Here is a 19,667-nt window from a genome sequence, read left to right as displayed (position 1 = left end):
ACATATTTATTGGAATTGGTATTATAAAAAACTCCGATATTTCACCATTAGAATAGAGCGTAATCCATATTAGTCGATTTAGATTGTGATCAAAAAAGCCATATTGATTTAAGCAATATGGCTTTTATACAACAAAGTTAAAGGTATTTTAACTCTCTTTTTTAGCAGCTTCTTTTTTCTTAGCCGGTGCTTTTTTCTTTGCTGAGGTTTTCTTTTTAGCCGGAGCTTTTTTAGCTTTGGCTTCTTCTACCCATTTATCATCAACAAATTTGGCAGTCCATCCTGTCGCTTTACCATCAATTTCAGTCATTACATACTGAGATTTAGCTTTACGACTAAAGCGTACTACAGCTTCATTTCCATCAGGATCTTTAGCTGGCGCATCAGCCAAATAATAGAATTTAGGAGAAATACGATCTCTAAACCTTTGAAGTTCACAAACTTTTGGAGCTCTTGTTTCTCTTGATTTAGGGAAGCTAGATGCTGCCATAAATATACCTGCGGCACCATCTCGTAAAACAAAATAAGCATCTGATTTTTCACATGGTAATTCAGTTAAATGAACAGGATCTTCTTTAGGTGGCGCTGCTTCACCACTTTTAAGCAATTTACGAGTATTTTTACACTCTTCATTAGTACAACCGAAATACTTACCAAATCGACCTGATTTCAATTGCATATCATTGCCACATTTATCACATTCAATTAAAGGGCCATCATAGCCTTTAATCTTAAATGTACCTAGCTCTACAATAACACCATCACATCCTGGGTTATTACCACAAACGTGTAACTTTCGAGTCTCATCTATTAAATATGAGTCCATTGCAGTTCCACATTTAGGACAACGCTTCATTTGACGTAAACTTTCAGTTTCAGCTTCATCAGAGTCGACAGCAATTGCCTCATCACCAGAAACTAAATTCATGGTTTGTGTACAGCGTTCTTTTGGTGGCAAACTATAACCCGTACAACCTAAAAATACACCTGTTGAAGCGGTACGTATGCCCATTTTACGTTCACAAGTTGGACAGTCGATATCGGTTTCAACCATTTCATTCAATCTCATGCCACCTTCATCCTCTTCTTTTGAAGCGACTGAAAGTTGCTCTGAGAAATTAGCATAAAACTTATCAAGTACTTGAGTCCAAATACGCTCACCCTCAGCGATGTCATCAAGTCTACCTTCCATTTTAGCTGTGAAATCAAAGTTAAGTAAATCAGTGAAATTCTCAACTAATCTATCATTAACAATCTCACCCATTTTCTCAGCAAAGAAACGTTTGTTCTCTACTCGAACATAACCACGGTCTTGAATTGTAGAGATGATAGCAGCGTAAGTTGAAGGACGTCCAATCCCACGTTTTTCAAGTTCTTTAACTAAACTTGCTTCACCAAATCTGGCAGTAGGTTTAGTGAAATGTTGAACAGGATCAAGTTCAGTTAAATTTAACTTATCTCCAATCTCAACTGCAGGTAAGGCTTGTTCTTCTTCATTCTTTTTACGTACTGAAGGCTGAACTTGTGTCCACCCAGCAAATTTAAGTACGCGACCTTTTACTTTCAGCTCATATCCTGCAGCTTCTACTGTAATAGTCGTTAAATCATATTGTGCAGGTGTCATTTGACAAGCTACAAATTGTCGCCAGATCAGTTCATAAAGTCTTTTTGCATCGGCTTCCATACCATCTAAATGTCCAGAAAGTACTTCAACATTTGACGGACGAACAGCTTCATGCGCTTCTTGTGCATTGCCTTTAGAGCTATAATTAATTGCATCTTCAGGTAAGTAATTAGAACCAAAATTCGATTCTATATATTCACGACACTTACCAACTGCTTCTTGAGATAAATTTGTAGAGTCGGTACGCATATAGGTAATATGGCCCGCTTCGTATAATCTCTGAGCCATCATCATGGTCTTTTTAACACCAAAGCCTAAGCGTGTACTTGCAGCTTGTTGCATAGTAGATGTAATAAATGGCGCGCTTGGTTTACTTTTGCTAGGCTTTTTATCATTAGCTTTAACAATAAAGTCAGCTTTTTTAAGTGCATCAACTGCGATTTGCGTTTGTGCTTCTGTTACTGGTTTAAATGCTTTTGCATTAAATTTAGTAACAGCTAAACGTAATGCATCTTCTTTTGCTGTTACATCAGCATGTAAATCCCAAAACTCCTCAGGAATAAAAGCTTTAATTTCACGCTCTCGCTCTACCAATAAACGCACTGCTACTGATTGCACACGACCTGCTGATAATCCTCGAGCTACTTTCTGCCAAAGTAAAGGAGATACCATAAAACCAACCACACGGTCTAAAAACCTTCTGGCTTGTTGAGCGTATACCATATCGGTATTGAGCTCTCCAGGGGCTTCAAAAGCTTGTTGTATGGCATTTTTTGTTATTTCATTAAATACAACACGTTTATATTTTTCTGGCTCACCACCAATAATTTCTTGCAGATGCCATGCAATAGCTTCCCCTTCTCTATCCAAATCGGTTGCGAGATAGATAGTGTCGGCGGTTTCAGCTAGTTTTTGTAATTCTTGTACTACTTTTTCTTTACCTGGTAATACTTCGTAATGCGGCTTCCATCCTTTTTCAGGATCAATCCCCATTCTTGCTACCAAGTTTTTATAATCTCTTTTCTTTTTATAGGCTGCTTTTTCTTCTGCACCCATTTTGCGAACCTCAGCAGGCGTTTTTGTAGCAGTAGTTTTCTTTTTGCCTGAACCTGAAGTAGGAAGATCGCGAACATGCCCAACACTGGACTTAACAACAAAGTTCTTGCCTAAATATTTATTTATTGTTTTAGCCTTTGCTGGAGACTCTACAATTACTAACGATTTGCCCATGAGAACCTATATGTGAACAATAATTATTCAAAAGTTAAATTAATACCCTATTAGGGCTGTATTATTAAAGGTATATCCATAAAGTGCCAGTGTTACAAGAAAAAAATTAAAAAAAATTGAATAAGCCCCTTAATTTGTTAGTTTTTTAAGCAATTAATCGATAAACGCTCATACTTCTGCTGACAAGGAATTTTCAATACAAACAAAAATGCCGCTTTAATAAGCGGCATTTCTTAATCTATAAATTGATTAATTAATATTTATTGTAAATGGAGAAAATGATATCCCAACGCCTGAAGGTGTGGTAATTTCTACAGTTAACGGGCCTGATTTAGCTTCTTTTTCACCTTTAATTGTTACAGGGAAAAGCAAACCGCCATTGTGGTTATCATTGGGCCAAGTATAAGTGCTGCCGGCTATTACAGAACCAACAGCAGCTGTAAATGTTATTGTAGTACCCGCAGGCATAGGTTGATTATGTAAATCACTGATAATTACACTTGCGCTTGCAGAACCTTCGCCAGATATATTTATTTGACCATCAGCTGGTGCAACTCTCGTTAGCTGTGGATGACTACCAGACATAACAAGAGTAAGTTGTGCTCGAACATTAGTCGACTTTTTATTATCTGTACCATTTGCACAACCATCATGTGCAGGTATTGAACATAAAACACCATTGTATTTACCATCCTCAGCACTAAATTCACCATCGTTATTAAAATCAGCAAATGTTTCTAGTGCACCACTGTCGTTTACATCGCTTCCTTCTGCTGGGTTGTATAAACCATCTTCATTATGATCAACAAATGCTTCTTTTTGATCATAAGGTCTACCACTAATGTCATTACCTAAAAAGGCATCCATTTCACTAGCATCAAACCTTGCATTACCATTTAAATCAGGGAATGACTCTTCACCAATTACTGTGGCTAAAATATTTGCACGCCCACCAAACTTTTGACCCATAGTATTAATCTCTTCAGGCAAATGAGTCTCATCTGGCGAATCACTCCAATTATAATCATCTCCCGTTTTGTGCTGTAACACATGTCCTTCAGGACGAGGGTTTTGGCTGGTCCAAATAACTTGGCATACGCCATTAACAGTAGTACACGAAGGTTCAATCGAGCCACCTTCAGTTGTAAAACTTACTGCTGTGCCATCTGGAGCAGGGTTATTAAAAGCATCTGCTAATCTTGCAGTTACTTTAACTTCAGTACCATCAATATCCCAACCTTCAGGATTTAAGATATCAGCTGATAAACTAAAACTATCCTGATCTGGTATACCTGTTGATACAACTAATAAACTTGATTGCGAAGATATTTGAGGAGAACTGCCGTCAATCGTAGCTTGAACTCTAACACTAGTCGCAACAGTACCCGAGTTGATTACTGTTTGAACTAAGCCGTTATTATCAGTTGTACCTGAAGTAGGAATGATTTTAATACCACCCACATCCGTATTTAGTTCAAAGTTAACCAATTGATTATTTACAGGGTTATTATTTGTATCTAATACTTTGAACACAACTGTAGAACTTTCGCCACCACCTTGACTACCAGTACCTAGAATATTGATTCTATCAGGCGAGGCAGAGACAAATTCAATACTACCCACATCAGCAGGCAATACATTAACAGTACCAGAAGCTGATAGGTTAATGCCACCAGCATTAGCAGTCACATTAATCGGATCATCGCCAACACATCCTTTCGCTAAATATGTACTAGTAGCAATACCATTTGATGTTGTGATTGGCGAACTTAATGTTGCACTTGGTGTTGGTAAACTACTACAACCTGATGAAAAGTTTACTGTAACAGCTTCTTTAAAAAAGTTATTTTGATCATCAAGTATTTGTACTGATACAACTGTCGTCCCACCTGCCGAGATTTATTCTAAACTAATATCAGCTTTCCCTTCTACAAATGGTTCACCACTACCCATAATTACAGTCGAAGAACCTACTACTAATAATATTTCGCCTGTTTCACCGCTAACAATGGACGCAGTTATTGTTCCTGCGCCTAAACTGCCCCCAGCTAAGATATCAACTGTTGCTTTATTACTTTCATCTGTGATTGCTGTCGCAATTGGAATTTCACCTACAGTATTTGTAAAAGTGACTATAACTGGCGAGCTGATACCATTTACCGTTGCAATGACTTTGCCAGGTTTTGACGCAGTAATGGTATCTGTTTCATTACCGTCAGCACTAACTAATTGCATTTCGATATTAATATCACCTACAACACCTGTGTCATCACCAGCTGTATTAAAGCTAACGAAACTAGATTCGCCCGTCGAAAGGCTCGCAGTTACTTCACCAGCTCCTCGAACAGTGCCGGCTGTTAAAATAATACTTGCAATACCATCGGCGTTAGTAAGTGCAGTACCACTTACAGGAGAGAAAACACCTAGAGTAGAGCTAAAAGTCACTACTTTATTAGCAACTTTAGTTCCGTCTTGCGTTAACGTCGCTATGATTGTTGCTGGGTTTTCTTTTGATATTTCAGTGTTTGAAATTGCAAGGGATATATCAATGACGCCAATGGTATCCTCTTCTTCATCACCTTTGCTGGAAAATACATGTGTCACAGTAACGGTATCGTTATCTGCAGTTGTATAACTTGCTGAAACAGTGCCACCACCTGCAACTGTACCTGCTAGTAGAGCAATTTCAGCATTACCATTGTTATTTGTTTGGGCTGTACCTGATGTTGGATTTAGTACACCTATGCCTTGCTCACCGATAGTAAAAGTGATTAATTGATTGCCAAATACGCTGCCATTTTTGGTTAAGTTAGCAATAAGCTTCCCTGGTACCGCTTTTGATACCTCACTAATACCGTCACCGCCATCCGCACTGACTAAGGTCACTACCAATTCATATTTATCTGAAGAACCGCCTCCTGGACTTTCTAGACTACCACCACCGCCACATGCGGTTATTGCAATGCTTATCAGCATGATGCAAAAAAATCGGATTAAAGGCATTTACCTCTCCCTAGCTTGTTATAATTAGAATTATTCACCATATATTAACCTATAAATTACAGATTTCCATTAAGTAATTGGTGCAAAACACATATTAATTACATATTTTAAAAAAAATTATCTATATTAACTGTAATAAATCTCATTGACTGGTAGTCTATAAGGCTTTTAACACGATTGAGTTTTCACGACATGACAAATGAGTTACAAAATAATAAGTCACTCTCTCTCACCTCTCGTATTCTAATAGGCTTAGTCCTAGGTTTACTCGTTGGTTCCATTTTTAAATGGATCATTGGTGATCAAGATGATGTATATATTTCTTTAGGCTTTTTTGATTTAGCAATTAAAGGGTTCTTTGTTGATGGTTTATTAACCATAGGCGGAGCGATATTCGTTGCAAGTTTAAAAATGTTAGTTGTACCTTTAGTTTTTGTATCCTTAGTATGTGGTACTTGTAACTTAAGCGACCCTAGCAAATTAGGACGATTAGGCGGTAAATCAATTGGGCTTTATTTATTAACAACTGCAATTGCTATTACGATTGCAATTAGCTTAGCTAGCTTAGCTAGCTTAGTAAATTTTGATAAAATACCTGGCCTTCAAACATCTGCTGAATATACAGCAAAAGAAGCGCCTTCATTGGCTAATGTAATTATTAATATGTTTCCAACCAATCCTATTTCAGCAATGGCTGAAGGCAATATGCTTCAAGTAATTGTATTTGCATTATTGTTTGGTATTGCTATGACATTAAGTGGTGAACCGGGAAAACGTTTAACAAATACATTTAATGATTTAAACGATGTAATTTTAAAATTAGTCACGATTTTAATGAACTTAGCGCCTATTGGTGTTTTCTGTCTGATTGCTAAACTATTTTCATCTATTGATTACGATGCTATTTATGAGCTTGTAAAATATTTCTTTGTTGTACTGATTGCCTTATTTATTCATGCACTTGTTGTATACCCTACTTTGTTAAAATCAATTACAGGGTTAAGCCCGATCACTTTCCTAACAAAAATGAAAGCGAATGCTTTATTTGCATTTAGTACTTCTAGCTCAAGTGCCACTATGCCAGTTACTTTAGAAACGGCGACTAAAAAACTAGGCGCTAAAAATTCAGTTGCTTCATTTACGGTACCTTTAGGTGCCACTATCAATATGGACGGTACTGCAATTATGCAAGGTGTTGCTACAGTATTTATTGCACAAATATTCGCAGTAGATTTAACAACTTCTGATTATTTAATGGTAATACTCACAGCGACGTTAGCATCTGTAGGCACAGCAGGTGTGCCAGGTGTTGGTTTGATCATGCTAGCTATGGTACTTAATCAAGTTGGTTTACCAGTTGAAGGCATAGCGATCATTATGGGTGTTGATAGATTATTAGATATGACAAGAACCGCAGTTAATGTAACGGGTGATTGTATGGTAACTTGTGTTGTCGCAAAAACAGAAGGTGAACTTGATGAAGACATTTTCTACGATAAACACGCTGGTGAAAAGCTTGAAGAAATGAACTTTCAGAAGAAGTAATTCTTTTTAGAGACAAGTAAATTATCTTCATAAATAAAGGCCTAGTTAAAAAACTAGGCTTTTTTTATATCTAGAATCTGCATCTTATTTTGCAATAAAAGAGGTTCTAACTTTTGAATAAATTGCAATAAAAGCGCGCTCTAATGAACTACTTAATCCAATTGCAAGCTTTTCACTTAATGGTTTTTTGATTGCAAATTTCACTTTATAAATTTGGTTATCTTTATTGTGTGATAATAGAATATCATCACTAGTCGATAGCTCATCAACTAAACCTTTTTCAAGTGCCGTAGTACCAAACCAATGTTCACCTGTCGCTACTGATGGTAAATCAAGGCTCGGTCTTTGAACATTTATAAAGTCTTTAAATAACTCATGAGTCTCTTCAATTTCTTCGGAAAACTTCTCTCTGGCTTTATCTGTATTTTCACCAAATAGTGTGAGTGTACGTTTAAATTCTCCAGCTGTGATTTGCTCAAAATCAATATCATTTTTCTTTAATATTTTATTAAAGTTAGGTATTTGTGCAATCACGCCAATAGAGCCTATAATCGCAAATGGTGCACTAACGAGCCTATCTGCAATACATGCCATCATATAACCACCACTGGCAGCAATTTTATCAACACAGATTGTTAAATTTAAATTAGCATCTTTTATTCTTTGTAATTGTGATGCAGCTAAACCATAGCCGTGAACAACGCCACCGCCACTCTCAAGTCTGAGTAACACTTTGTCTTCTTTTGGCTTAGCTATCATTAAAATAGCGGTAATTTCTTCTCTTAAGCTATCAACTTCATGGGCATCCATACTGCCATTAAAATCTAAAACATATAAATTAGGCTTATTAGCATCTTCATTTTCTTTAGCGAGTTTTTTTTGTTCTTTGTTGTATTTCTTTAAATCATCTTTATTTAATGTATCTTGTAAAAATTGATCTTTAAAAGTATCTAATTGCTCTGATAAATCATCTAATTCAATTTCACCACGCTTAGCTTTCGGCTTATGAGCTGCACCTGCAATTAATGCGATAATCGCACCAACAGCGACAACAAATGTTGAAGCTTTGGCAAAAAACAAACCGTATTCGTATAAAAATTCCAAAATTAAAATCCTACTTTTTTAAATTACCGTGAATTTATCATGTTATTCAAAGATAACAAATAGTAAGGCTTATATATTAAATTTCAGGCATAAAAAAACCCGGATAAATCCGAGTTTTTTACTAAAACTAAATATTAGTCTTGTTTTACTATTTCAGTGTCTTTTATGTAAATCATATGACCATTAGATGAAATGTAATTAACCATTTGAGATTGCATCTCACTGAATGCTCTTAGTGCTGTCATTGCATCTGGTGAATCACTTTGACCTGGGTTTATTAAAGATGAATGATGACCTGCTGTCATACGTACAACACCAGATACCGGCATTTGTTGATCAACAAGTGTTGAACTAACTCCTTCTAAGCCTAATAAAGCAATTAAAGGCTCTGTACCAGAAACAGGAGAAGATGGTACAACATTAGGTAAAACTTGGTCTGGTAAGTTATCACCACCATCACCTACCACTTCTTGTAAAAGTAATGGCGTTTGAGTCGCTTTTAAAATCGCAGCATAATTCATTGGATCACCATCATCTACAGCCATTTGGAATGCAGTAGCGGCTTCTACCATTAGACCAGCTAACGCAGCTGCATCTTCAGGAGATAAAGTTGTTTGATAAGTACCATAAGTTTGAATTAAGAAGCCTAAGAAAACAGCACCGTTAGCAGGTGTTAGTTCACCCGCATTTTGTTCTGCAAAATAAGCTTGGAAACCAGCGTCACCGCCATAGGCTAATACGGATTGTAATAATGGTGCAAAGGTATTAGATTCAATAATTGCACCAAAACCTAAACCTTGCATTGGCACAGACAAAGTCGCAGCTTGCACTTTGAACATATCGTTGACTTGATCTGGCTGACCTGCAACAGGAGAGTTTGCCATTGCTAAGAATGGTGCCCCACCGATAGAGCCTAATGAAATACCTGTAAAGTAAACCTTAGATTTGTCGATATCTGCGCCATTTAAGAAATTTAAACCAAAACGTAAACCTAATAAGTCAATAATTGCTTGCTTACCATTTGATGACGTAGTCGTATAACTTTGAAGATTTATATAATCTAATGGGTTAACAGATGCATCAATATCTTTAGTTCCATCATTATCGTAATCAAATCCACGAGAATTAAACAACGGATAATCAATAGCTACACTTGCAATACCAAATAAAGAAAGCATTGCAGTCGTAGTTAACATATCTTCTTTTTTAGATGGAATCCCATGCTGTAAAATAACAACAGGCCAACCACCTTCTGGTTTAACTAAAGGCGGTAAACCTAACCCGGGTCTAATAGCATTGGCAACATTAACATCTGGTGTTGTCATCTGAACATCAATGTCTTGAAAGGTATTTATTTTTGGAATTGGATTAAATTTAGTTAAATTACGTTCAGTATCTAAGTTTGCCAATACCGGGTTTTCAGAAGTACTGAAATCACGTAAACCAAAAGACATACAAATCGCATCATTAGTATTAATTGGTGCTTCAGGAATTAATTCTGGATAAGCAGCAGTTAACCCTGCAAGCGCAGCTCCTGAATCACATAATGCATTCATCCAAGTATTTAATGGAGCTAACTTATTCTCAGGACTAGGTGTATGCAAGTAATACGGTAAACTTACACTGCCTCGTAAATAATTAGCAGAGCTGTATAAAGCAATACTTTGAGCATCATTCGGATCAAGCGCTCCAGCATCCACTAATACATCAGCAACTGACATAGTCGTATCTTGTACATTTATCACAGGCATTGGCACAATCGGAGTAGCTGAAAGGCCAGATAGTAAAAGTTGCTTAGCAACACTTGTCACTTGACCTACAGATTGCGTTGTCATTGCCATAGAATAAATGATGTTTTCTTTAGCAATTCCTTGAGTCGAAATCACTGATTCAAAGCTGTTAATTAACCCTTGTAACTGTAATTGCGCATCTGTAATTAAAGGTAAAGTATTGATATCTTGCTTAACTAAATTATAACTTGATGAACCGTCTACCGAACTACCCGTACTATCTTTTAAATTATTTGTAAGCGTCAATAAGTACGTTGTAGCTGCTTTAAGTGGTTTAAGCGGAATAACAGCAACATTGTCACCACTTACTTTAGTGACATAATCAACACCAAATGTTAACTCACCAACAATTTTACAACCAGCCCCTTGTGGTAAAGGGTTACAATCAGCATCTTTTAAGTCTCCACCCATGATAGCTTCGTAAATATGTATAGAATCAGGGCTCTGTACACTTGCAGCATCTAAAGTCACACCTTGTGGTAAATCAATAGCAAGTGTAAAAGCTGTATTTGTTGACCAACCATCTAAACGACTTATTGCAGTTAAAGGATCCGCAATATTAGCAGGATCTTTTACTGGGATATTTAAAGTGCCATCAGTAGTACCCTGAAACAATAAATCATTTGGGATTGATAATGCACCAGCTGATGGATCAAAAATAACAGTAGATGCGGGAATGACAACTACAGCGTCTTTTTTAACTTCTTCTAGACTTTCTCCACCACACCCTAACAATGCAGCTGAGATAGCCATTCCGAGTAGCATTTTTTTCATTTTTAGCTCCGTTTTCACTTTTTTCTTTTTATTTGAATTCTTGCAATTACACTTGTAAATAAGTTGTATAAATTCATTAATGAGACATTAGACCAGTTAAATTTAACGTAAACAATCTTTTTTCGCTACTTAAATTTGAATAAAAACTTCAACTTCACGTTTTATCAACAAATTCCTATGGTAAAATAGCCATAATTTAATATTTTATGTCCAGTAATGGCTCAGTTGTATCAAGGATTTTTCAATGAAAGACTACCAAGCAAATGTAAACGCACTAAAAGATAAAGTAATTTTAGTTACTGGAGCGGGCGATGGTATTGGCCGTGTTGCAGCCATCAACTATGCAAAACATGGTGCTACAGTTATTTTACTTGGTAAAACAGTTGCTAAACTAGAATGTGTTTATGATGAAATCGTTTCATTAGGCGGCCCGAAACCTGCAATCGTACCGCTTGACTTAAAAGGTGCAATTAAGCAAAACTACCGTGACTTAGCATCTACAATCGAAAATGAATTTGGTCAATTAGATGGTTTATTAAATAATGCTGGCGTTTTAGGTTCGCTAGGTCCACTAGAGTTTTTCTGTGTATCAACATTTGAAAAAATAATGAAAGTAAATGTCACTGCACAAGCTGTACTGACTAAATACATGTTCCCTATATTACGTAAATCAGATAATGCTTCTATCATCTTCACAACATCAAGTGTTGGACGCAAAGGTCGTGCACATTGGGGGCCATATGCAATATCAAAATTTGCAGTTGAAGGCATGATGCAAACTTGGGCTGATGAAGTTGAAAAAACAAATATTAGAGTAAATTGCATTAATCCTGGTGCAACATTAACGCAAATGCGTGATGCTGCTTATCCAGGTGAAGATAAATCAAAATTAGCCACGCCAGAATCATTAATGCCAACATACCTATATATGATGAGCGATGATTCGGTAGGTACTAATGGTCAATCGGTAGATGCCCAGTAATTCTAATCCCATTTATTAATAGCAAAAAGCCCGAACAATGTCGGGCTTTAAAATAACTCATATTCAATACTTAAAATATATTATTTCTTTCTTTTCTTCTGTACTTGCTTAGCACGTGTTTGATGTTTTTTAACTGCTTTTCTAATACGCTGATTTTTAGCACGCTTTTCGCTGCGTTTTTCAGGCATTACAGATAATTTAGTTTCAGTTTCGTTTGGTAATTGAACTGACTTTCTAAAATAGTTTACATCTTCTAACGCTAACTCTTCCCAACCACCTTGTGGTAACTTAGGGTTAAGAGACAAACTACCGTAACGAACACGGATCAATCGTGATACGTCAACGCCTTGAGATTGCCATAAGCGTCTTACTTCACGGTTACGACCTTCTGTTAGTAATACATTATACCAACGGTTTATGCCTTCACCTGGACGAGGCGTAATTTTTAAAAACTTCGCCATGCCATCTTCAAGTTCAACACCCGTTGTTAATGTTTTTAATGTCGTTGTTTCAACTTCACCAAATACACGCACCGCATATTCACGTTCAATTTCATAGCTTGGGCGCATTAAACGATTAGCTAATTCTCCATCATTAGTGAACAATAATAAACCCGATGTATTTACATCTAATCGACCAACTGCAATCCAACGTTCGCCATCTAATCGTGGTAAACGATCAAATACAGTTGGACGCCCTTCAGGATCTTTGCGCGTACATAACTCACCTTCAGGTTTGTTATACATTAAAACACGGCAAACACGGTTTTCTTCAGCTTCAATTTTTACGACATGACCATCAAGTCTAATTTGTTGATTAGGACCAACACGATCACCTAATTTTGAAACTTTACCATCAACACTTACACGGCCCGCTTCAATTACTTTTTCCATCTCGCGTCGTGAGCCTTTTCCGGCACGGGCTAATACTTTTTGTAACTTTTCATCGCTTACGATTGATTCACTCATTTACTATTCGCTCTTTATTTAATAGGGTTTACCCTATTGGTTGTATCTTCTCAGATAGATTTATACGTTTATTATATCAGGTAACAGATTAAGATATCATTTGATTTATTTTACTTTCTTGCTACTCAGGCAACGATGGCAAATTATCTAAGCCCTCAAGAGAGAAATAATCTAAAAATGCAGCTGTTGTTGCATATAACGCCGGACGGCCAGGCACTTCTTTATGACCAACGCCCTTAACCCAGCCCCGCTCTAATAATGTTTTAATAATATGACTGCTAACTGCCACGCCTCTCACCTGCTCAATTTCTCCACGGGTAATAGGTTGCCTATAAGCAATTAAACTTAACGTCTCTAACAATGCCCTTGAATATTTAGGCGTTTTATCTTGAAATAACTTACCTAACCAGGGACTTAAATTTTTACTTGCTTGAAACCGATATCCAGAACCCACTTTTATAAGCTGAATACCTCTGGTTGAGTAATGTTCCTCTATCACCTCCAAGCATTCTTTAATTCTTTTCAGAGAAACATTAAACTCTTCTAAAACTGTTTCTTTTAATACCATGCGCGATACAGGTTTTCCTGCAACAAATATAGCAGCTTCAATAATTTCGACCAATTGCTCATCAGAAATTCTTTTCTCACCCAATTTAAGCTACTCATTCATGACATAATTATAGCGGCGTATTATGCCTGCTTTATCTTAGATAATCGAAATATTTATATTAATTTTATCTGATCAATTGCACATGAATATGTGCTCTAGGTTCTGACTGTATACATTCAATTAAACGTTCTTTAATTAACTCTAAAATAGCGATAAAACTCACAACAACGCCACTACGCCCTTCACTCAACTCAAACAGTTCACTAAACTCCACAAACTCAGTTGTTTCAGTTAGTTGCTGCAAAATTTTACTCATTCTTTCACGCGTTGATAACGTTTCAGCTGATATATGATGATGCGTATAGTTTTTAGCCCTAGCCATAATATCCCCTAATGCCAGTAATATATCTTTCATATCAACATTGGGTAATAAAGTGTCAGGTATCTTTTTTTGAGGTATTAAAGCTTTAGCAACAAAAATATCACGCTCTAATCTGGGAATTTCATCAAGGTTTTCTGCTGCGGTTTTAAATTGCTTATATTCTTTTAAGCGTTTTATAAGCTCAACTCTTGGATCAACATCTTCATCTTCAAGTTCTTTATGAACAGGTAACAGTAATCTAGATTTAATTTGTGTGAGCAAAGCTGCCATTACTAAATATTCTGCCGCCAGCTCCAGTTTCAAATCTTTCATTAGCTCAACATAGGCAACATATTGCTTAGTGATGGTATGAACCGATAACTCTAAAATATCTAGTTTATGTTTTTTGATCAAATACAATAATAAATCTAACGGGCCCTCAAAAGTTTCTAAAATCACTTCAAGGGCATCAGGAGGAATATATAAATCGGCTGGTTTTTTAACCATAGCCTTACCATTTAATAAGGCTAATGGTTGGATTTGTACTTCAGATGTCACTCAAAAACACTCACATCACCTGAGCCTTCACGGATAATATTCACCGTATCTTCAGAAAAATCAATCACACTTGTTGGGTGCTCAGATAAAAAGCCACCATGAATAATCAAATCCACATGCTTTTCTAATTTAAAACGTATCTCTTCAGGGTCTGACTCAGTATGATCTTGTCCAGGTAAAATAAGTGAACAAGACATCAAAGGCTCACCTAACTCTTCAAGCAAAGCTAGCGTTATTTCACATTGTGGAACACGTATACCAATTGTTTTTTTCTTATCATTTAATAAACGTTTAGGGACCTCTTTAGTGCCTTTAAAAATAAAGGTATAAGGCCCTGGTGTATTGTTTTTGATGACTCTAAACAATGAATTATCTACTCTTGCATAGCTTGCAAGTTCTGATAAATCACGACACATCAAAGTAAAGTTATGATGCTTTTCTAATGCACGAATTTTTTCAATTCGTTCCATTGATTTTTTATTACCTATACAACACCCTATTGCATAGCCAGAATCGGTTGGGTAAATAATAACCCCACCTTGGTGTATTATTTCAATTGCTTGACGTATCAATCTAGCTTGCGGATTTTCTGGATGTATATGAAAAAACTGACTCATAATATTCCTTATTTTTACTAACAAAGCGTCATAAAACGCTGCTATATTATACTGCCCAGTCTTGCCATACTGGTGTACAATCCTTTGGTAAATATAGGTTCTTTCCAAGCTCAAGCCAAGTCATAGGGAAATGAAAATCAGATCCTTGTGAACATAACAGGCCATACTCTCGGCTTAAAGCACCTAAAAACTGGCGTTCTGTTGGCGCTTGTTGCGGTTGAGCGACTTCCATACCATCGCCACCATCAGCTTTAAAATCAGATAATAACTGTCGTAACCATTTATTAGACATTTTGTATCGCCCAGGATGTGCAACAACAGCCTCACCACCAGCTGCTTGTATAGCTTCAATTGCAGTTTTCATATCACACCAAGTACTTGGTGTGTAACCTGTCTTACCTCGAGCTAAATACTTTTTAAATACCCCTTGGATATTTTTAGCCTTACCCTGATTAACTAAATACTGAGCAAAGTGCGCTCTGGTAATGTGTGCATCACCTGCTAAATCTTTTGCGCCTTGGTAGGCATCAACAATACCTGCTTTTTCTAGACGTCGCCCTATTTCAAGTGCTCTGGCGTCTCTTTTTTGCTTTTGTTCATTGACTATGTTTAATAACTCAGACGATTGAACATTCAAATTAAGACCCACAATATGGATCTCGAAACTGTGCCAGCGAGTTGATATTTCAATACCATTAATAAGTTTTATATCTAAGTTATTTTGATTAATATGTTCATGAGCAATAGGTAGTGCATCTAATGTATCGTGATCTGTGATCGCAAATATATCGATTCCTTTTTCTACGGCTCTGTCTATTAATTCTTCTGGAGATAGTCGGCCATCAGAACATGTTGTATGGCTATGTAAATCGTACTTCATTTGAGCTACTTTAAATTTAGCGCTGGGATATGCCCAAAGTATAACAATTTCAGCATTATAAAACGAACATACATATGATATTTACAGCATTTATAACAATATATTTTTGTTATCTACAATCGGTTATATAAATTCAAGATAAAATTCTTGACAAGAATATACAATTTGAGCTTTACTATAGCTACTCAAATAAAGGTACATATTAATGACAAACTCAGTTCATACATTTAAAGTAAATACACTAAATATCATTTGGTGGTGGCACTCGTAATTTTCGGGTGATGAACTGTTGTACCTAACAGATTCTAAGACCCGCAGCTAGCGGGTTTTTTTATGTCCAAACCCGCATTCAAAATGCGGGTTTTTTGTTTTCTAAATAAATTACTAATACAAAATACTAGAGGAATGAGGTTTTGATATTTAGGCATATAACAAAAGCGCCAGGTGCTGTTTCAAGCATCACTTTGGCTCGGGAATATATCCAAAGTCCACTTTCGCTTTATGCGAAATTAGATAAAGAAAATAGCTTATTATTAGAGTCGGCTGAAGTTGATTCTAAAGACTGTTTAAAAAGTCTTATTTTAGTAGATGCAGCTATTCGAATCGAATGTAATGGTCAGCAGGTTAAGTTAGTTGCTTTATCAAATAATGGCATGCAGTTGCTGCCTTATTTAAAAGAAAAAGTCGCTAATTGTGATGCTGTTTTACATGACAATACGCTCACTTTAACTTATCAGCCATACCAAGCTGATTTAGATGAGTTCTCTCGATTAAAAGCAGATAACGCATTTAGTGCGCTGCGTAATTGCATTAACAATATAAAATCAACTGCTGATAACGCTTTTTCATTATTTTTAGGCGGTGTATTTGCTTATGACATGGTTGCTAACTTTGAGCAATTACCTGATGTCGAAAATAAAGATAATACCTGTCCAGATTATGTTTTTTACTTAGCTGAAACATTAGTAGTTATTGACCATAAAGAAAAAACAACTGATTTAATTGGTAATGTATTTAACGGTCCTGATGTGCATGCTAATTGTTTTGAAGTTGGACAAAAACTAGAAGAACTTAATCAGTTATGTGAACAAGTAACACCTTACACAGGTAAAGACAGTAAAATAACTAAAGCGCCTGATGTCAGTGTTGATATTAGTGATGAAGCATACTGCAAACAGGTTTTAGCACTTAAAAAGAATATAGTTGATGGTGATATTTTCCAAGTAGTGCCTTCGCGTAGCTTTAGTTTACCTTGCCCAGATGCGCTTTCTGCTTATCAGCATTTAAAACAGCAAAACCCTAGTCCATATATGTTTTATATGAAAGATCAAGATTTCACCTTATTTGGCGCTTCGCCTGAGTCTGCATTAAAGTTTTGTGCACTAAGCCGTCAAGTAGAAGTTTATCCAATTGCAGGCACACGCCAGCGAGGTAAACATCAAGATGGCAGTATAAATCCAGATTTAGATAGCCGGATTGAACTCAATTTACGAAATGATCAAAAAGAACGTGCTGAACATTTAATGTTGGTTGATTTAGCACGTAATGATGTTGCGCGTATTTCTATTGCAGGTACTCGCCATGTTAAAGAGCTGCTAAAAGTAGACAGGTATTCTCAAGTTATGCATTTGGTCTCTCGTGTTGTTGGGCAATTAAAACCAGAGCTTGATGCCCTACACGCATATCAAGCCTGTATGAACATGGGCACCTTAGTTGGCGCGCCAAAAGTAAAAGCCGCACAACTGGTACGTGAAGTAGAACAAAAACGCCGTGGTAGTTATGGCGGTGCAGTGGGTTATTTAACTGGTGACGGCACTATGGATAGTTGTATTGTGATCCGCAGCGCATTCGTAAAAAATAATATCGCTTATGTTCAATCTGGTGCAGGCGTAGTTCATGATTCTGAACCGCAATTAGAAGCCGATGAAACTCGTGCAAAAGCACAAGCGGTGATCAAAGCGATTACTTCTAGTTTCGAGGAGCAAAATCATGTCTAATAAAACTGATTATAAAATCTACTTTTTAGATAACTTTGACTCTTTTAGTTATAACTTAGTAGATGAATTTGAACAAATGGGCGCTGACTTAGTTGTATATCGTAACAACTTAGATGCACAGGCCATATTTGAGCAAATGTCATCAGAAACTAAACCTGTGATCCTTGTTCTATCTCCAGGTCCTGGTACGCCTCAAAGCGCAGGGTGTTTAATGGATTTAACACAGCTATGTAAAGGTAAGTTTCCGATTCTTGGTATTTGTTTAGGACATCAAGCCCTTACTCAAAGCTACGGTGGCACGGTAGGCCATGCAGGCGAAACTGTACATGGAAAATCATCAACCATTGAACTTGCACAACATGCAATATTTGAAGGGTTAGGTACCCGTATGCCCGTTGCTCGCTATCATTCTTTAATGGCAACTAAGGTCCCTGATTCACTTGCTATTATTGCCCATTACCAAGATATCCCAATGGCGATATTAAATGAGCAAGATAAAATACTCGGTTTTCAATTTCACCCAGAATCTATTTTAACACCTGATGGCGCCCAGTTATTAAGACAAAGCCTTGCCTATTTAAGCAATTCAACTGTAAAAGGAATTTCGTAATGAAAGACATAATCAATACTCTAATTGCACAAAAAGACTTAGACAAAACGCAATCAGAACAATTATTCAGTACAGTGATGCAAGGTGAATTATCTGAAATCGAATTAACCGCAGCTTTAATTGCACTCAAAATTAAAGGTGAAACGGCTTCTGAAATTGCAGGTGCTGCTGCGGCCATGCGCAAACATGCAGTCCCTTTTAATACTGTTCTTGATATTACAGCTGATAGCTGTGGCACAGGAGGCGACGGGTCAAACACAATCAATGTATCAACAACTGCAGCTATTGTAGCTGCAGCCTGTGGCATTAATATGGTTAAACATGGCAATAAAAGCGTATCGAGTAATTCAGGCTCTGCTGATTTATTAGTGGCGCTTGGTATTAATATCAATATGCCTGTATCACTTGCCCAGCAATGCCTAGAGCAAACTGGATTTACTTTTATGTTTGCACCTAATTACCATAAGGGCGTAAAACATGCGATGCCAGTACGCACAACATTAAAAACCAGAACCTTATTTAATATTTTAGGCCCATTAGCAAATCCGGCTGCACCAAAAGTACAATTACTTGGCGTATATGATCCTGATTTATGTATGCCTATGGCACAAACGCTTAATATGCTTGGAACCCAACGCGCATTAGTGGTACATGGTTCTGGTACAGATGAAATTGCCTTACATGGCTCAACAAAGGTAGTTGAATTAAATAATGGTGAAATTACTGAATCAACACTCACTCCGAGCGACTTTGGTTTAGTTGAGTATCCGCTTGAAGCAATTGCAGGTGAAGGCCCAGAATATAACGCACAAGCGACTTTGGCTATTTTAAAAGGCGAAGGCAAACCAGCCCACAATGCCGCTATTATCGCAAATGTTGCGGGCCTTTTATATTTAACAAACAAAGCTGATAACTTTAAGCAAGCCGCTAAAATAGTCGCTGATAAACTAGCATCAGGTACTGTGATGCAAACACTTGAAAAAATAGTCACATTAAGTAATTCAGAGGTTTAAC

The 19,667-nt window shown here is 36.8% G+C and carries 16 protein-coding genes; 6 read left to right on the top strand and 10 right to left on the bottom strand.

Going from position 1 to position 19,667, the window contains the following annotated elements; genetic code table 11:
- Positions 1-148: 148 nt before the first annotated feature.
- Together topA and PSA_RS10450 are read right to left on the bottom strand one after the other, a co-directional pair.
- Positions 149-2,854 (bottom strand): type I DNA topoisomerase, encoded by a 2,706-nt coding sequence (gene topA, locus PSA_RS10455; protein ID WP_042145160.1) that lies wholly within the window; start codon positions 2,852-2,854, stop codon positions 149-151.
- A 249-nt stretch (positions 2,855-3,103) separates the two neighbouring features.
- Complete coding sequence (locus PSA_RS10450; protein WP_052379967.1) at positions 3,104-4,543, bottom strand: Ig-like domain-containing protein; 1,440 nt, start codon at positions 4,541-4,543, stop codon at positions 3,104-3,106.
- On the opposite strand from PSA_RS10450, the gene PSA_RS10445 reads away from it, so the two are divergent.
- Positions 4,521-4,706, top strand: a complete 186-nt coding sequence (locus tag PSA_RS10445) for a hypothetical protein (RefSeq protein ID WP_052379966.1) — start codon at positions 4,521-4,523, stop codon at positions 4,704-4,706. The genes PSA_RS10450 and PSA_RS10445 overlap by 23 nt on opposite strands.
- A 47-nt stretch (positions 4,707-4,753) precedes the next feature.
- Here PSA_RS10445 and PSA_RS10440 read toward each other — a convergent pair whose 3' ends face one another.
- Positions 4,754-5,857: a hypothetical protein gene (locus PSA_RS10440; protein ID WP_052379965.1), complete on the bottom strand. Its 1,104-nt coding sequence runs from the start codon at positions 5,855-5,857 to the stop codon at positions 4,754-4,756.
- 192 nt (positions 5,858-6,049) lie between these two features.
- On the opposite strand from PSA_RS10440, the gene PSA_RS10435 reads away from it, so the two are divergent.
- Positions 6,050-7,402 (top strand): dicarboxylate/amino acid:cation symporter, encoded by a 1,353-nt coding sequence (locus tag PSA_RS10435; protein WP_042145158.1) that lies wholly within the window; start codon positions 6,050-6,052, stop codon positions 7,400-7,402.
- An 84-nt stretch (positions 7,403-7,486) separates the two neighbouring features.
- Here the strand turns inward: PSA_RS10435 and sohB are convergent, their stop codons facing one another.
- On the bottom strand, positions 7,487-8,506 hold the full coding sequence (gene sohB, locus PSA_RS10430) for a protease SohB (protein WP_042145156.1): 1,020 nt from the start codon (positions 8,504-8,506) through the stop codon (positions 7,487-7,489).
- A gap of 134 nt (positions 8,507-8,640) precedes the next feature.
- Positions 8,641-11,070, bottom strand: coding sequence for a VolA/Pla-1 family phospholipase (locus PSA_RS10425; protein ID WP_042145154.1), 2,430 nt, complete (start codon positions 11,068-11,070; stop codon positions 8,641-8,643).
- A 244-nt stretch (positions 11,071-11,314) separates the two neighbouring features.
- Here PSA_RS10425 and PSA_RS10420 point away from each other — a divergent pair, with 244 nt between their 5' ends.
- A complete protein-coding gene (locus PSA_RS10420; RefSeq protein WP_042145152.1) occupies positions 11,315-12,052 on the top strand; it encodes a YciK family oxidoreductase in 738 nt (245 codons plus the stop codon).
- An 80-nt stretch (positions 12,053-12,132) separates the two neighbouring features.
- Here the strand turns inward: PSA_RS10420 and rluB are convergent, their stop codons facing one another.
- From rluB to PSA_RS10395, 5 genes are all read right to left on the bottom strand, one after another.
- Complete coding sequence (gene rluB / locus PSA_RS10415; protein WP_042145149.1) at positions 12,133-13,020, bottom strand: 23S rRNA pseudouridine(2605) synthase RluB; 888 nt, start codon at positions 13,018-13,020, stop codon at positions 12,133-12,135.
- 121 nt (positions 13,021-13,141) lie between these two features.
- Entirely contained in the window at positions 13,142-13,672 is a 531-nt protein-coding gene (gene scpB / locus PSA_RS10410; protein WP_042145147.1) for an SMC-Scp complex subunit ScpB, read from the bottom strand.
- A gap of 82 nt (positions 13,673-13,754) precedes the next feature.
- Entirely contained in the window at positions 13,755-14,498 is a 744-nt protein-coding gene (locus tag PSA_RS10405; RefSeq protein WP_082305808.1) for a ScpA family protein, read from the bottom strand.
- Between the two features lie 47 nt (positions 14,499-14,545).
- Positions 14,546-15,166 carry an L-threonylcarbamoyladenylate synthase gene (locus tag PSA_RS10400; protein ID WP_042145143.1) on the bottom strand — a complete coding sequence of 207 codons (621 nt, stop codon included), beginning with the start codon at positions 15,164-15,166 and terminating at the stop codon, positions 14,546-14,548.
- Positions 15,167-15,212: 46 nt separating this feature from the next.
- The gene (locus tag PSA_RS10395) at positions 15,213-16,046 is read right to left on the bottom strand and encodes a PHP domain-containing protein (RefSeq protein ID WP_042145141.1); all 834 of its coding nucleotides are present in this window, start codon (positions 16,044-16,046) and stop codon (positions 15,213-15,215) included.
- Positions 16,047-16,459: 413 nt separating this feature from the next.
- Between PSA_RS10395 and PSA_RS10390 the strand changes: the two genes are divergently transcribed.
- The 3 genes from PSA_RS10390 to trpD are packed head-to-tail and all read left to right on the top strand — an operon-like array spanning position 16,460 to position 19,666.
- A complete protein-coding gene (locus PSA_RS10390; RefSeq protein WP_042145139.1) occupies positions 16,460-18,043 on the top strand; it encodes an anthranilate synthase component 1 in 1,584 nt (527 codons plus the stop codon).
- A complete protein-coding gene (locus PSA_RS10385) occupies positions 18,036-18,653 on the top strand; it encodes an aminodeoxychorismate/anthranilate synthase component II (protein ID WP_042145137.1) in 618 nt (205 codons plus the stop codon). Before PSA_RS10390 ends, PSA_RS10385 begins: the two co-directional genes overlap by 8 nt.
- Positions 18,653-19,666 (top strand): anthranilate phosphoribosyltransferase, encoded by a 1,014-nt coding sequence (gene trpD / locus PSA_RS10380; protein ID WP_042145135.1) that lies wholly within the window; start codon positions 18,653-18,655, stop codon positions 19,664-19,666. Before PSA_RS10385 ends, trpD begins: the two co-directional genes overlap by 1 nt.
- Position 19,667 lies beyond the last annotated feature (1 nt).

It is taken from the genome of Pseudoalteromonas sp. '520P1 No. 423' (genome assembly GCF_001269985.1).
In the GTDB taxonomy this organism is placed as follows: Bacteria; Pseudomonadota; Gammaproteobacteria; order Enterobacterales; family Alteromonadaceae; genus Pseudoalteromonas.
This window is presented reverse-complemented; position numbering and strand designations above follow the sequence as displayed.

Coding starts and splice junctions, on each gene's coding strand:
- topA (WP_042145160.1), bottom strand. CDS start 2,854: ATGGGCAAATCGTTAGTAATTGTAGAGTCTCCAGCAAAGGCTAAAACA.
- PSA_RS10445 (WP_052379966.1), top strand. CDS start 4,521: ATGCCACCAGCATTAGCAGTCACATTAATCGGATCATCGCCAACACAT.
- PSA_RS10440 (WP_052379965.1), bottom strand. CDS start 5,857: ATGCCTTTAATCCGATTTTTTTGCATCATGCTGATAAGCATTGCAATA.
- PSA_RS10435 (WP_042145158.1), top strand. CDS start 6,050: ATGACAAATGAGTTACAAAATAATAAGTCACTCTCTCTCACCTCTCGT.
- PSA_RS10425 (WP_042145154.1), bottom strand. CDS start 11,070: ATGAAAAAAATGCTACTCGGAATGGCTATCTCAGCTGCATTGTTAGGG.
- PSA_RS10420 (WP_042145152.1), top strand. CDS start 11,315: ATGAAAGACTACCAAGCAAATGTAAACGCACTAAAAGATAAAGTAATT.
- rluB (WP_042145149.1), bottom strand. CDS start 13,020: ATGAGTGAATCAATCGTAAGCGATGAAAAGTTACAAAAAGTATTAGCC.
- PSA_RS10405 (WP_082305808.1), bottom strand. CDS start 14,498: ATGGTTAAAAAACCAGCCGATTTATATATTCCTCCTGATGCCCTTGAA.
- PSA_RS10400 (WP_042145143.1), bottom strand. CDS start 15,166: ATGAGTCAGTTTTTTCATATACATCCAGAAAATCCGCAAGCTAGATTG.
- PSA_RS10395 (WP_042145141.1), bottom strand. CDS start 16,046: ATGAAGTACGATTTACATAGCCATACAACATGTTCTGATGGCCGACTA.
- PSA_RS10385 (WP_042145137.1), top strand. CDS start 18,036: ATGTCTAATAAAACTGATTATAAAATCTACTTTTTAGATAACTTTGAC.
- trpD (WP_042145135.1), top strand. CDS start 18,653: ATGAAAGACATAATCAATACTCTAATTGCACAAAAAGACTTAGACAAA.